This window comes from Ulvibacterium marinum, from assembly GCF_003626755.1.
In the GTDB taxonomy this organism is placed as follows: domain Bacteria; phylum Bacteroidota; class Bacteroidia; order Flavobacteriales; family Flavobacteriaceae; genus Ulvibacterium; species Ulvibacterium marinum.
Genome location: NZ_RBCJ01000003.1, coordinates 1,118,479 through 1,132,927, shown reverse-complemented (window position 1 = coordinate 1,132,927; position 14,449 = coordinate 1,118,479). Strand labels below are relative to the sequence as shown.

General features: G+C 43.7%; 10 protein-coding genes and 1 tRNA gene. 1 reads left to right on the top strand and 10 read right to left on the bottom strand.

The features are described from left to right. Positions 1-259 precede the first annotated feature (259 nt). The 9 genes from D7Z94_RS18095 to D7Z94_RS18055 form a co-directional block, all read right to left on the bottom strand. The gene (locus D7Z94_RS18095; RefSeq protein WP_120712957.1) at positions 260-619 is read right to left on the bottom strand and encodes an endonuclease domain-containing protein; all 360 of its coding nucleotides are present in this window, start codon (positions 617-619) and stop codon (positions 260-262) included. A gap of 193 nt (positions 620-812) precedes the next feature. Further along, positions 813-3,320: a DUF4114 domain-containing protein gene (locus D7Z94_RS18090; protein WP_120712956.1), complete on the bottom strand. Its 2,508-nt coding sequence runs from the start codon at positions 3,318-3,320 to the stop codon at positions 813-815. A gap of 437 nt (positions 3,321-3,757) precedes the next feature. Next, a complete protein-coding gene (locus tag D7Z94_RS18085; RefSeq protein WP_120712955.1) occupies positions 3,758-4,465 on the bottom strand; it encodes a LytR/AlgR family response regulator transcription factor in 708 nt (235 codons plus the stop codon). A 1-nt stretch (position 4,466) separates the two neighbouring features. Next, positions 4,467-4,787, bottom strand: a complete 321-nt coding sequence (locus D7Z94_RS18080; RefSeq protein ID WP_120712954.1) for an Hpt domain-containing protein — start codon at positions 4,785-4,787, stop codon at positions 4,467-4,469. A 1-nt stretch (position 4,788) separates the two neighbouring features. Beyond that, entirely contained in the window at positions 4,789-7,176 is a 2,388-nt protein-coding gene (locus D7Z94_RS18075) for a PAS domain-containing sensor histidine kinase (protein ID WP_245967239.1), read from the bottom strand. Then, entirely contained in the window at positions 7,133-7,678 is a 546-nt protein-coding gene (locus D7Z94_RS18070) for a heme NO-binding domain-containing protein (RefSeq protein WP_120712953.1), read from the bottom strand. The genes D7Z94_RS18075 and D7Z94_RS18070 overlap by 44 nt, the downstream gene beginning before the upstream one ends. Before the next feature lie 77 nt (positions 7,679-7,755). Further along, positions 7,756-8,157, bottom strand: a complete 402-nt coding sequence (locus tag D7Z94_RS18065) for a response regulator (protein ID WP_120712952.1) — start codon at positions 8,155-8,157, stop codon at positions 7,756-7,758. A 214-nt stretch (positions 8,158-8,371) separates the two neighbouring features. Further along, on the bottom strand, positions 8,372-9,853 hold the full coding sequence (locus D7Z94_RS18060) for a DUF1501 domain-containing protein (RefSeq protein WP_120712951.1): 1,482 nt from the start codon (positions 9,851-9,853) through the stop codon (positions 8,372-8,374). Between the two features lie 4 nt (positions 9,854-9,857). Continuing rightward, complete coding sequence (locus tag D7Z94_RS18055) at positions 9,858-13,148, bottom strand: DUF1553 domain-containing protein (protein WP_120712950.1); 3,291 nt, start codon at positions 13,146-13,148, stop codon at positions 9,858-9,860. Between the two features lie 231 nt (positions 13,149-13,379). On the opposite strand from D7Z94_RS18055, the gene D7Z94_RS18050 reads away from it, so the two are divergent. Continuing rightward, positions 13,380-13,463: transfer RNA gene (locus D7Z94_RS18050), tRNA-Leu, on the top strand. Positions 13,464-13,530: 67 nt separating this feature from the next. Here D7Z94_RS18050 and D7Z94_RS18045 read toward each other — a convergent pair. Further along, complete coding sequence (locus D7Z94_RS18045; RefSeq protein WP_120712949.1) at positions 13,531-14,253, bottom strand: 3-keto-disaccharide hydrolase; 723 nt, start codon at positions 14,251-14,253, stop codon at positions 13,531-13,533. Positions 14,254-14,449: the final 196 nt, after the last annotated feature.

Below are 14,449 nucleotides of genomic sequence, written 5' to 3'. Positions count from 1 at the left end.
GTTTAGTTCGACCCCTCCGCCTGTCGGCACCTGTATTTTAGAACCCCTCTGCTTTCAGCATCCTGCCCGTTCCGTTCAGGCGGGCTCTCCTTAAAAAGGGGAGAACCTTTGAATTAACTATTCAATTGATATGACAGCTAAAAAGATAAAAAGAATTTAGTAAAGAATCCCCTCCTTATATTGCATCCGACGAGTACCGATGAACATCGGTGCGAGAGGAATGCAGAGGGTGCCCAACGGGCGGGGTGGTTAGAAAGACTTAATTCTGAAACGCATTTTCAATACCATCAAGTACCATATCCATTTGTTCAAAGACCCATATGTTTTCAAATCGGATTACCGTAAAACCCATTTTTTCCAATTCCCGGGTACGTTTAATATCATAGGCCTCGTTAAACGAATTGTAATGGATCGCACCATCCAACTCCACAATCAATTTTTCCTCCGGACAATAAAAATCAACAATGTAATTATCAATACTGTGTTGCCTTCTGAATTTCCTACCCTCGAGCTGCCTCTTTCGTAAAACCTTCCATAGCCTAGATTCGGCCTTGGTGGAATTGTTCCGCAATTCTTTCCTGAAATCCTTAAGGTATTTCCGATTGTGCAGCTTGCTCATGTTTTAAATGTACTGTTTATTTGGAAACCCCTCCGTCCTCCGGACACCCCGCCAGTTCCGTTCGGGCGGGCTCCCTTCGGTGAGGGGAGGAATGCACAGGGCGGGGTGGTTAAAAAAAACGGCCCCGTCCTAAGACGGGGCCGAATCGCACTAAAAACCTCACTTCTGATCCCAATCAATATGAAGGTCTTGCCTATTCCTTGATCAATTTTCCGCGGTAGGTCCTTCCGTTTTGGAAGTCCATGATGGTATATATATACATTCCAGGATGTAGCCCTGGCACCTCCAAACGTACCGCACTTTTATTTTGTTCAGTTCCCAAGTTATTTTGGTATACAGTTTGTCCGCCAAGATTCGTTAAGCTTACAGCAACCTTTTCCGTTTCGGCGGGTAAGGTAACTACCGTATATTCGATAAAGGGGTTGGGATAGTGTTTTAACTCAACGTACTCAATAATCGGATCTACCGTTACACTTTCCACGGAATCAAAATTCGCCAGGATTACCGTTTCATCCGTTTCCTCTTCTTCATCCTCCTCTTCCTCAGGGATATCTGAAGTGGTGAGTGCCATACCCTCAATTTCCAAAGTAAACGGTGCATAGGTTTGGTAATCCCCCTGTACGGAGAATACAACGGTCTTCACTTGGGTAAAGTCCATAGGCTTGCCTTCGTGATTTTTAAAGTCGGTGAGCGCAATACGCTGGGATGTAGCATCGGTGTAGGGTTCCAAGGCAAATCGCAATCGCTCTTCCCACCGATCCGTGGCATCTGTCACCAAGCTTACCTCTATGGGTCTGTCATTTTGAATGTTGAACTGTAAAAAATTATAGTCGGTAACATCCAGTTGCAAATCCCCGGCCAATAGGTTTCGGAAAATATTGATGGTTTCCCGTACTTCACCTTTTGCGCTTACACTTCGCTCTATGGAATGACCGTCCTTGGGCATGGCCTCCGAATGCTCCTTAATTTCAAACTCGGCAATGGCATCTACATTGGGGTTCATATCGGCGCCCCAAGGGCCATCTGCCAAATACATGGCATCATGCTGATAGGAATTCTCGGCCAATATGGATATGCCAATGTCGAACAAATACCCGGTATCCACAATCACCTCTTCCTCCCAAGCACCGCTTAGCGTAATCATCTTGTTCAGATTGCGTTCCTGCTCCTGCTCGTTCACTTTATAATTTCCATCTATATTCAACCAGCTTGCGCCTACTTTGTTCACCACATTGAGATGTAGCTTCCCCTCCTTGTAGTAGCCATTTTTGATAAAGACCGTTGGGAGAATATCCGTTCCTTTAAACGTTTTCAATTCTTTTTGCTGTGATAAGGCATTTAGAATATGATTTACCAAAGTAGTCACCTGGCCCATGCTATTGCCCCATACCTGAAAGTTGCGATAATCCCCTTTAGGATAGGCATCCAGATTCCACAAGCTATAGAGACGTTGCGAGCCGCCCTCATTTTTAATCGAGAAGGTCAAGGCATACTCTATGGACCCATTGGCCCGCTGTAATTGGGAATAGACCAGTTCATGACCTTGAAGGGTAACCGTACGGACATCCAACAATTGGGAGTCGTTCAAACGATCACAAATGGTTTTGGTATGATTATACACTTTACCTTTCGTCTCGGTCGCCAGGGCCGCAGAAACACGACTGGCCCCTTCATAATAGTCGATGGAAAAGATGTTTTCCGCATTGGTAATGTTCAACAGGTCTTCCGGACTGGAGATATAGGTGGTCTCCGTACCGAACATCCCCGAGGAAGGAAAATAACCATCTAGTTGACCGGATTTGGCCCCCAGGGACTTATATGTCTTTTTGTCGTATTTGCTTTGCCTTTTCTTGGTGTTCTTAAAGCTGTTGCTCTTGTTACGGTCAAAATTTCGCTTTGCGATCAAACGGGCCAAATCCCCATTACTTTCCAGACCACCATCATTCCCTGAGCTTACCGGAGCATGATCCGTAATCTTATTGTAATTGGTAGTTTCAATAGCCGTATAAGGGTTGGCCGTTATATAGAACAAGGCGTCGTTAAAATCTTGGTCGCAACTGGCATAATCCCTTCGGATATCCTCAAACCCGAGGATGATCCGCTCGTTGTCCGGGTCGTTCAATAAAACGTTATGATAACGAAGGCTTTCCTCCCGCTCCGGATTGTATTGTGTACCGGAGTACAATTGCCAAAGTCCAGAGGTAACCCTCCCTTTCCATCCGTTGGCCAATAATACCCAACCAATAGAAGTCCCTGGAGAAAAACGGCCAAGCTTTACCTTGTGGCCAATTTCCAGGCTACCTCCACTGTATTTGGCCGAAACATTGGGAAAAACAATGGTGATGTCCTCTGGACGCGGTGTTTCGGATGATGGGTTGGAAGTATCGTAGGTATAAAATCCAAGTACGTTCTTATACCCGGCACCTTCGCCCACAAAGGTTACCCAAACGTCGGCGGTTTCCTTTATCACAATATCGGTATCATATCCGGATGTAATATATTGTGGATTATAATCCGGAACAGGGAATCCCTCAGGAAGGGCATCTGCTATAAGATCTAAAGTCTGTTGTGAGACCTCATCCTTTCCATCAAAATATTTCGGGGTACCATCCGAGGTGTATTCCCCCAAGAAATTATAGTTCTGACCATAGCTCGTTCCGAGTAGGGTTAGACTAGCGATCAAAAGTAAAAAATGTTTCATACCAAGTAGGTTTTAGTTTATGGGACAAATATCGGAACGAAAACTTGGAGCTTATGATGACTTTCGGTGGATGGTCATTTGCTGTAGTTGAACCGTTTGTCAGCGTAGATAAGGCATTCGTAAGTGCATAGCGTTCATTTTCAGGTATAAAAAAAGCGCCGATAAGGGCGCTTTTCTTTTTGATGAAAGCTATTTATAACAACCCCGCCATGGCCAAAGCCACACCCACGACTACGGAACTTATTACGGTCTTAAGCCCGGTTACCAATGCTTTCAATACAAGAACAAGTAAAAAAGTTTTCATAAGGCATAGATTTAAGGTTATACTTCTTTTTTATTTACCTTAAATATACCCATAGAAACGACCATATTATGGCCAAGATAGACCATTAGCGCATAGCTATGGGCGAACTGTAATTTGTGTAAGGGGAACGGATTTACAAAAGATTCAATCGACGCATCAACTCGGGTCTATTGGAGCGGCTTATGGGAATGACATTCTTTTCGATAAGAACACTATTATCCTCAATATCAATGATTTTAGTGAAGTTGATGATATAGGATCGATGAATTTGCAAAAAGAGATGATCGGGCAGTTTTTCCTTTATCTTCTTCAGGGTGGTATGTACGTGATACTCTTCTTTTTCGGTCTTAATGTCGATATAATCCCCCTTGGCCTCCACCATTAAGATCTCGCCCAACTTTAGTTTGATCAGCCTCCGGTCAATATTGATGTAGAGATCCTCCCCAATTTCGGAAGATGCTTCCGTAACCGATACTTTGGGTTGTTGGGTCAAGGAATTTTTGACCTTCGTTATACACTTTTCAAAACGCTCACTGGTAATGGGTTTAACGAGGTAATCCACAATGGCCTCGTATTCATAGGAAGCAATGGCAAAGTCAGTATCCGAAGTGGTCAAGACCACCTTGGGCGGATTCTTTAAAGTCTGTACAAAATCTATCCCACTAAATCCGGGCATATGAATATCCAGAAAAACTACATCGATTTCCTGTTGATTCAAAAACTTAATGGCGTCAATGGCATTATCAAACTCCTCAATAACGTCCAATTCAGGAACCTTGGAACAAAGCTGGTTTACAATGGCCCGAGCGGCCGCTTCATCATCGATAATAATACAGTTCATGCTAAATGGTTTTTAAGTAATCTTCTATTGTATTCAGGATTTTACTGAAACCCGAATACATATCAGTGCGGCCTGCTCTAAGTTCCTCCTCATACTTTACGGCAAACGCATAGGCCTTCTCCATGCTTAGAATGTTAAATTTGTGCTTTAGTTTATGTACGATTTCCGCTGCGGCCCTGGGTTCATGATTTTGGATAGATTTATAATAGACATCCGTCTCCACTGGAAATTCATCCTTTAAAATTTTGATAAACTTTTGTTCAAAGGCCAAATCGTCTCCGGCAAGTTCCTTTATATAGGTAAGATTGGGTTTCTCCTGCATATCATTTCTTTAAGGTAAAATAAAAGGTGGTGCCCTGTCCCACTTCACTTTCCAACCAAATTTTTCCTTCATGGAGATCTATGATCTTCTTTACGATGGAAAGGCCTATTCCCGTGGAACGTTCCTCGTTACCAATGGACTGGAAAATCTTGAAAATCTTTTCATGGTATTCCTTGGGGATGCCCACGCCATTGTCCTTAATGCTAAATTCCCAATGCGTTTTTTTATCCACGGAACGTATCTCTACCAAACCTTCCTCTTCCTCAATGTTGACCACTGCATTGCTGATCAAATTTTGAAAAAGTTGGTGTATTTGTGTCTTATCTGCGGTAATCATGGGCAAAGGATTCATGATGATAACATTCACGTTATCCGGTACAAAAATGATTTCCCGTATTTCCTGTACCACAATAGTGAGATCCACCGCGGTAGTATCCAAGGTATCGCTATTGATACTGGAATATTTCAAAATACCGTCGATCAGGTTGTCCATACCTTCTATCTTTTCCTGTATTTGTTGCAGGTTGAATTTTCCGTTATCGTCCAAGATATCATGATAGTCTTCCGTTAGCCAACTGGAAAGGGCACTTATACTGCGAAGAGGGGATTTTAAATCGTGGGATACAATATGGGCATACTCCTGTAGGCCTTGGTTACTCTTTTCCAATTCTTGTAACAGCCTTTCCTTTTGCAGTTCCAGCTGTTTTTGGTTTGTGATATCCAAGTGAATACCTATGGACCCGATTACATTTTTGGCATCGTCATAACGGGGTGCCCCACTTATAAGCCAATGCCGGGTAGATCCGTTTTTATGTTGTACCTCTATTTCATAGGAATCCGAAATTCCTTTGAGTCGTTTGTTGGTCCTTTCTTCAACAACTTCCCTGTTCCTTACCTTTAGGATATCCGTGGCCGGCCGGCCCAAAAGTTCCTCTTCGGCAAATCCGCTCATCTTGGAAAAACTCTGGTTGGTCAATTGAATGATGCCATTATTGTCCACCTCAATCAATCCCAGATTCATATTGGCGATAATATTGCTGTATTTTTCCTTTTCGGCCTCCAGGTTCTTCTTGAAATTCTTACGTAGGGTTACATCTTGATAGGTCCACAAGTGCCCTTTGTATATACCGTTGTTGGATATGGGGATATAATCCCGTTCCAGAATTCTTCCGTCCACCATTTCCAGTTCATCGGACAATACAAGTTTCCGTTGCTTAAGGATGGTTTCAATCCTTGACACAAAACCTTTTTGGTCCTTAAAATATATCTTGTTCTGTTCGGCAGCGTCGCTACAGTCCGCACCTTTTAAACTTTCGGGTGCTACAGGTATTTTGAAAAGGGAACAGAACATTTGATTGGTCAATGCTATTTTTCGGTTTTCATCTTCCAACAATACCCCGGTCTGCAGGTTGGCAATTAATGTGGACAGCCTATTTTCCGAAGCCCTAAGCTGTTCCTCCGCCTCTATTTCCTTGGAAATGTCCTCTATCAAGGCCACTTGGTACTCCATATTCCCATGGGAATCCTTAACGGCACTTACGGAAGTCTTGGCCAATAAAACGGAGCCATCCTTTTTACAATATTTTTTAATGATAACGAACTTGTCCAAATCGCCCCTATTCATCCTTTCCATCATTTTTTGGGTATCATCGTCGTTATCGGGAACCGATATATCCCGTATGGACATAGTGTTTAATTCATCGGAATCATAGCCCAATAACTCACTAAAAGTGGTGTTGGTCTTTATGATTTTTCCCTTATCCGCCAGTACGATGCCCAACGGAGAGTTCTCTACGATGATATCGAGTTGTTTTCGCTGCTCCCCAAGCAGTTCATTAATCTCCATTTCCCGGGTAATGTCCCTTATGATGCCCTGAGCCGCTATGGGTTTATGTGCTTTATCATAAATAAGGCTACTATTGATCTGTACCCATTTCTCGGATTGATCCTTGACCTGTATTTTGGCCCGGTAGTTTTTAAGGGTGCCTACTTCCAATAAGGATTTAAAGGATTCCACGGTATATTGAACGTAATCCGGATGTACCAGTTTTGAAAGATTGATGGGTTCCAGACTATGGTCATATCCCAAAAAGTCTTTGGCCGAGGCATTCATGTTGATGACATTGAACTCCAGGTCCATTACCACGTAGGGGTCAATGATATTGATAAAGACCCCATCCATTTCGGAAGCTTTTTCGGAAAGAAGGTTTTCCAACTTACTGTTGGCCTGTTTTAAATGGTGGGTTACATCATAGAGCTCCTTGGATTTTTCTTCCAAAATCCGTTCCGCTTGCTGACGAGCCTTTTTTTGCCGTTCAAGCGCTTTCTTGAGAAGAACTACCTCCTTACTGTCCATTTTGGACAATGTCGAATTTAACTTCGGTGCCATCTTCCTTTAAAAGTTGGTAGGTAATGTCCGCTTTGCCGTTGAAGTGTTCAAAGGTCTTTTCTATCAACCCATGGGCCAACCGATATAGCCCGCGGGACGAGGAATAAATCATGGAAATTGAAGTATCCGTTTTTTCCAAAATCTTGAAGGTGGGCAATTCGGCATCCGGATAAAGTTTTTTTACATGTACATGTATGTGGTCTTCAATGGAATATAAAAGTCCTAAAGGCGATTTATAGCTTTGGATCACTTCTGGATGGGCCTTGCCCAAGCTACTAAAAAGATAGAGTCCAAAAGTGTAAATAAGATCGCCCACAGGGATATCCACCTCTTGGCTAAGGCCGGTAATAAGGCTTACCATTTCATTGAAGTCATAGGTACCCACCGAGGTATAAATCCCTTCTGAAGGTAGGTTGGCTTGTTCAATAATGGTATCAACAGTTTCCAGACCAAATTTGGATTCCACCATTTCCAAAAATTCCGTAAAAACAATTCCTTTCATTTCGGTTTAATTTCAAAAATAAAAGTAAGAAAAGTATCACCTAGTACAGAAAAATTGTTGTGAAATGGAGTTTTCTGTTAGCCTTTTACCAATTCATTAGCTTCCCAATACGCTAAAACCTTTTGAAGTTTGGATTGATATTCCTCATATTTTAAGGGCTTTATGACGTATCCGGCAATGCCAATTTTATAACACTCCAGTAAATCGGCCCGGTTTTCGGAAGTTGTAAGGATAACTGTAGGAAGGTACTTTAGGGTATCGTGTGCCTTAAGAATTTTCAGGAATTCTATTCCGCTCATTCTGGGCATATTCAGATCCAAAAGGATGATATCTGGAAGAGTGTCATCGGACCCTAGCTTCTGTAAAGCTTCCTCACCGTTTCTTGCTTCGGTGATAACGTGCTTCAGCTTAAGTTTAGAGACCGTTCGTCTCAACTTCATAAGCTCGATATTATCATCTTCAATAAATAGGATATTCATGTTTTTGTGCTTTGGAATTCCGAGATAAATTTCAAAATTTTAAGGGTTTTCACTTTGGCTATGTAGACGGATGAACAATAACTGTAGACGAATGGTAGATAGGCTTAGGTGAATAAAACAACAGAAAACGCATAATTAGGTTCTCCGGCACCTTGAATCTATACTGTTTCCCTCCATGCAACATGGAAGGCCATTCAAAACCTGAGTCTTTTGGTTAAGCGAGAATATCCTTTACGACATGGCCATGAACATCGGTAAGCCGATACCTCCTTCCTTGATGCTTAAAGACCAACCGCTCATGATCAATACCCAACTGATTTAAAAGTGTGGCCTGAAAATCATGTACATGAACCGGGTTTTCCACAATGTTGTAGCCAAAGGGATCGGTCTTTCCATAGACCATCCCTGGTTTAATGCCACCACCGGCCATCCACATGCTAAAACTTCTTGGGTGATGGTCCCTACCATAGTTATCCTTGGTCAACTTTCCTTGGGAAAAACTTGTCCTTCCAAACTCACCTCCCCAAACTACCAAGGTATCTTCCAAGAGGCCACGTTGCTTTAAATCCTTCACCAAAGCGGCCGATGCCTGATCTGATGATTGGGCCATTTTTACGATTTCCTTGGGAAGATTACCGTGTTGGTCCCAACCCATATGATACAGTTGGATGAAATTAACATCGCGTTCCGCCAATCTTCTGGCCATAAGACAATTGTAAGCATAGGTACCTGGAATACGGGCATCCTTGCCATACATATCGAAGATGTAATCGGGCTCTTGGGAAAGATCGGCAATTTCCGGAACACTGGCCTGCATACGATAGGCCATTTCATATTGACTGATTTTTGAATCGATTTCAGGATCACCCCATACCTTCTTTTGTTCGGCCTCCAGTTGGGAAAGGTAGTCCAACTCGCGTCTCCTACTCTGCTGGTCTATTCCCATAGGATTGCTCAAATACAAAACGGGATCGGAACCCGACCTGAATTGCACTCCTTGGTGATGCGATGGCAAAAAACCACTATTCCAGGCCTGCATGTTCAGGTTTTGTGCACTGTCCTTCCCTCTCGATAGCAGTACAATAAATGAAGGCATGTTATCATTGGAACTCCCTAGTCCATAGCTCATCCAGGAACCCATACTCGGTCTTCCTACCTGTTGTGAACCGGTCTGCATAAAAATCACGGCCGGTTCGTGGTTTATGGCTTCAGTATACATAGAATTGACCATGCAGATATCTTCTGCAACACCGGAAGTGTGGTTCATCAATTCACTGAAATATCCCCCTGTTTTTGAATGTTGTTGAAATTTAAATTTGGAACCGACCAATGGGAAACTGGACTGCGCCGCCAACATACCGGACACACGCTGACCATTTCTAACGGAGTCCGGAATTTCCTCTCCCCAGCGTTTCATCAATTCAGGTTTATAATCAAAAAGCTCAAACTGACTAGGCCCACCACTTTGAAAGAGGTAAATGACCCTTTTGGCCCTTGGGGTATGGTGCGAACCCGAAAGGACTCCGCCATTGTTTAAAGTAGCTGCTTTAATATCCTTAGGGCCCGGGGAGGCCAATACATCAGGAAAAATCAAGCTCCCTAGGGCGAGACTGCCCAATCCTCGGCTTGTAGTCCGAAGGAATTCCCTTCTGTTCTGCAGGTACTTTGCTTTTTGGATGTCCTTGCTGTAATCCATAGTTCTAGTTTTTATAATAGGCCTCCGTGGAATTTAAGACCGTATTGGCTACCCGTGCCAATGCCGCATTTTCTATCATGGGAATTTCCGGGGCGGGGTCCATCTCCCCGATACTTAAATATTTCCTTGCTTCGAAAGGCTTGGAGACGAAATAGTCTTTCTCCTCATGATACTGTCGGGTCAAAATATTCTTTTCCTGTTGCGTAGGCGTCCTTCCGATCAATGCCATAAAAACGCCATCAATAGCTCCAGGAAGATCAAACGATGTCTCTTCCCATATTTTTTCGGAAAGTACCCTGCAGGCCTCAATGACCTGTGGGCTGTTCAACAGTACCAGTGCCTGGAGCGGTGTATTGCTACGCTGTCTTTCCACTTGGCATTCACTTCGGTTGGAGGCGTCAAAAACCAGCATTCCGGGAGCAGGAACGTTTCGTTTCCAAAAGGTATATAGGCTACGCCGATATAATCCATTTTCATAATCCACTTCATAATCCGGGAAAAAGGCATGGGTTATCGTCTCACGCCATAGGCCTTCGGGTTGGTATGGAAACACGGATTCCCCACCTATCTTTGGTTCAAGAAGGCCACTGGCTGCCAGCACATTATCCCTTACCATTTCCGCCGACCTGCGATATCTTGGGCTTCTTGCCAAGAGTATGTTGTCCGGGTCAATGTCTTTTAGATCCTCCCGTACAACGGAGGATTGCTTGTATGTGGCCGATGTTACCATTTGCCGGACCAATCGTTTTACGTCCCATCCATTTTCCATAAAATCAACGGCCAGCCAGTCCAAAAGCTCAGGATGACTGGGTAAAGCACCTTGATTCCCAAAATCCTCATTGGTGGAGACCAATCCTTGGCCGAACATTAAATACCATATTTGATTTACGGCAACACGGGCCGTCAATGGATTGTCTTCATGTACCAGCCATTTTCCCAGACCGTACCTATTGCGGGGCAAATCTTCCGGCCATGGTAAAATGGTTTCGGGGACATCCCGCCCTACCCTATCGGTCGGGGCGTCATACATCCCGCGATCTAAAATATAGGTTGGTCTTTCCTTGTCCAAATCGCCCATCACCATGATTTCCTGAACGGTATCCATCGTCTCCACCTCACGAAGTTGAATTTCGCGCAAAGCGTCCCGTTCCTTTTTTAGCTTTTCATCCAAGTGTAGCGCATAAAATTCCGTTGCCACTTCTGATGTGGAAGCCATGGCTTGTTGGAACGACTCCCTCCCTAGTTTTTCGTTATATAAATATTGGGCCATGATTTGACCTGCTTCTACGTTCAAAATGCGGACATCATCCAAAAAGCCGCCATCAAAATGCTGGTCATAGTGGCTGGCCCCCAAAATAAGGCCTTGATAATGCATATACACCGTAGCGCGTTTATCGGTATAGGGTTTTGTGGATCTGAGCACATTGTTCCGGAGTATTTCCGCGTCCTTTAATTGGCCATTTTGATAGATTTTCATACCCCTGGCGTTACTGGAGCCATCATAGGTCCATACAAAATGCTGCCACTCATTTAATGGTAATTCCTCCTTTAAGCGAAGATCCAAGGATTGATAGGGATGGGCGTGGCTTAGCCTAAAGGACAACCTGGTACTATCCAAAACCACATCCCAACCTCGGTAGCCCTGTATACGCCCGTTACCGTTGTAGAAAACACGGGCCTCGTCGAATTTCTTAGGGGTTTTGATCCAAAAGCTTACAGTAAAGGGTTCGGTTCTCTCAAAACTGATCCTGCTTCCGTCGGCTATGAGTTGCCCTTCCTGATATTCCAAGGCCAGACCTTTCTTCCCCGGAACAAAGGCATGCCCGTAGTATTTTGCGTCCTTGGAACCTTTCGCGCGATCCTTGCTTATTCCATTGGCTGATTGGTCAAAATCAAGATGTACCATGGTGGCATCATCCACCAATCTTTCCATAACTTTGGGAGAGGGATTGGAACTTGCCCATTCCTGGGCCAACGGCTTCCTTTTTAGTACTTCCTCCTGAATATTGGACGATTTCGTTTTGATTTCACGCTTTAGGAATTCCCACAGTTTCGCGACACTTTCGTCCCCTGGTACGGGCATTACAGGTCCCGCGTTCATGGAAAGCTCTGGAGGGGCATCATTTCCATTCTCGATGGAGTTATATGCAAATATGGCATCCCCTCTCTCCACCGTACTATTGAAGAAGCTAAACAGCTCAAAATAGTCCTTTTGGGATATGGGGTCGTATTTGTGGTCGTGACATCGCGCACAGGCTACGGTGAGCCCCATAAAGGCCGCACCTATGGTATTGGTCCGATCGGCTACATATTCCACCCTGAATTCTTCCGGTATAACCCCGCCCTCTGAATTTTGCTTGTGCAAACGATTAAAGGCCGTGGCAAGTCTTTGCTCATGTGTACTTTCGGGAATTTGATCGCCCCCTACCTGCCAAAGTATAAAATCGTCATAGGCCAAATTTTTGTTATAGGCATCGATGACCCAGTCACGATAGGGCCACATCTCATGATGGAAATCGTCCAAGTATCCTTCGCTATCTGCAAAACGCGCCACATCCAGCCAATGTGCTGCCATTCGTTCCCCGTATGAAGGCAAGGCCAATAGGCTATCGACCAATCTTTCATAGTAATCCGGGGTACTATCGGCCATAATGCGTTTTACCTCCTCGGTGGATGGCGGCAGGCCGGTCAGATCAAAATACAGCCTGCGTATTAATATTTCACGACGCGCCATCGGGGAAGGTTCAATATCGTTTTCTTGCAGTTTGGCCACTACAAAATAATCGATTTCATTGTTAACCCAATCCTTATCTGCTTTAGGGACCTTCTTTTTTTCAGGTTTGGTAAAGGCCCAATGAGGTTTGTATTCGGCACCTTGCTCTATCCATTTACTGATATATGCAATTTCCGTAGGGCTGAGGGTGAGGTTCGATTCCGGCGGGGGCATCACTTGATCTGGATCGGTCGCCACCATGCGATGATACACCTCACTCTTTCTTAGGCTCCCCGGTTTAATGGCGACCCCGGCCCCCGAGTGCAAGGCAGCATAGGCGGAATCGGCGATATCCAACCTCAAACTGGCTTTCTGATTGTTTTTATCAGGTCCATGACAGGCAAAACACCTGTCTGAAAGGATAGGTTTAATATGATAGTTAAAATCGATGACCTTGGGAAGCTTGGCCTCGGCCAATTCAACTTCCCTAGGTTTATCTACTCCACAACCTATAACGAGCACACCTAGGAACAAAAGCAATATGTAGGCTTTTCCCTGATGTATTTCCTTTACATATTTCATAGATCAACTTAGTCAAATAGCAATTCTGCCCGTACTTGTTAAAATGTATTTTCAAGGTTAACTTGGTACAGCACTTCTCTTTTATGTTAACGACGTTTTAATAAGGTTTCTTAGTACAATTTTTCTGGAACCGACATAATTCCAATGTTTTATAATCATTAAAAGTCAAATCCAATTATCCGAACGATCTATGGAAATACTTTGTTATATTTGCCCTTCATTTTCAACTAAGCGCACGTGGCGGAATTGGTAGACGCGCTAGCTTGAGGGGCTAGTGGCCATTAGGCCGTGGAAGTTCGAGTCTTCTCGTGCGCACCGAAAATGCCGTGGCAGGATTTGCCTCGGCATTTTTTAATCTTCGCTTTTTCTACCGTAAAAACATCTACAATCTCCTGACCTTGACATTTCTAAACCACACTCCCGCGCCGTGGTCCTGTAGACCTAGATAACCATCATTGGTATTTCCATAGTCCGGATAATCGTTCCATTTCCCACTATTCCTTTTCGCTTTCCAATCATCCGAGAACTTATTAAAGGTTACGATTTTCTGACCGTTGAGCCAGTGTTCCACGTCACCCTTATTGAATACTATCTTAGAGGAATTCCACTCCCCTACCGGCTTTAGCATCTTTTTGTCCTTATCTGCCTCGTGCATGGCATAATTTGCCCCAGTTTTTTGCCACTCCTCTATAGGTTCAGGAAATCCTTCATCGTCCAATAACTGATATTCGGCACCAGTCTCGTAGGGTGCCCGATAGATAGTGTCCTCTACCACGTGGTAAAAAATACCACTATTGCCCCCATCCGTTATTTTCCATTCCAAGCTCAGTTCAAAATTGTCATAGGTTTCCTTGGTAATAATATCCCCGCCAATATCCCCACCTTTTCCAAAGCATTCGATAATATCACCTTTGAACTGCCAATTGCCTGGAAGTGTATCTTCGTTATAACCTCTCCACAAACTGGCGTCCATCAAGGAAATCCAGTTATCATTCTCTTTAACCATCTCCTCGGAGGCTGTCCGAGTTTCAATGTCCTTCTTCTGCTGTTTGCAGGAAACCAACATCATTAAAACCACACATACTAAACTGTATACCTTATTCATTTTTCATTCTTTATGTTGTTATTCTCTTTTAAAAAGCTTTATATCAGTATTTTATTAAGTACTGAATACGCAATTTAACACAATCCCGCTGAAGGAGTTGTACGGACAACCTAAATATATCAATTTATTGAAAAAATGGACCATGATCTTTGAATCTTTCCTATTATTTTATCAAAACGATGGCCTTTTTTACTGA

Bases quoted from the DNA above. Each gene is read 5' to 3' on its own strand.
- D7Z94_RS18095 (WP_120712957.1), bottom strand. From the start codon at position 619: ATGAGCAAGCTGCACAATCGGAAATACCTTAAGGATTTCAGGAAAGAA.
- D7Z94_RS18090 (WP_120712956.1), bottom strand. From the start codon at position 3,320: ATGAAACATTTTTTACTTTTGATCGCTAGTCTAACCCTACTCGGAACG.
- D7Z94_RS18085 (WP_120712955.1), bottom strand. From the start codon at position 4,465: ATGAACTGTATTATTATCGATGATGAAGCGGCCGCTCGGGCCATTGTA.
- D7Z94_RS18080 (WP_120712954.1), bottom strand. From the start codon at position 4,787: ATGCAGGAGAAACCCAATCTTACCTATATAAAGGAACTTGCCGGAGAC.
- D7Z94_RS18075 (WP_245967239.1), bottom strand. From the start codon at position 7,176: ATGGCACCGAAGTTAAATTCGACATTGTCCAAAATGGACAGTAAGGAG.
- D7Z94_RS18070 (WP_120712953.1), bottom strand. From the start codon at position 7,678: ATGAAAGGAATTGTTTTTACGGAATTTTTGGAAATGGTGGAATCCAAA.
- D7Z94_RS18065 (WP_120712952.1), bottom strand. From the start codon at position 8,157: ATGAATATCCTATTTATTGAAGATGATAATATCGAGCTTATGAAGTTG.
- D7Z94_RS18060 (WP_120712951.1), bottom strand. From the start codon at position 9,853: ATGGATTACAGCAAGGACATCCAAAAAGCAAAGTACCTGCAGAACAGA.
- D7Z94_RS18055 (WP_120712950.1), bottom strand. From the start codon at position 13,148: ATGAAATATGTAAAGGAAATACATCAGGGAAAAGCCTACATATTGCTT.
- D7Z94_RS18045 (WP_120712949.1), bottom strand. From the start codon at position 14,253: ATGAATAAGGTATACAGTTTAGTATGTGTGGTTTTAATGATGTTGGTT.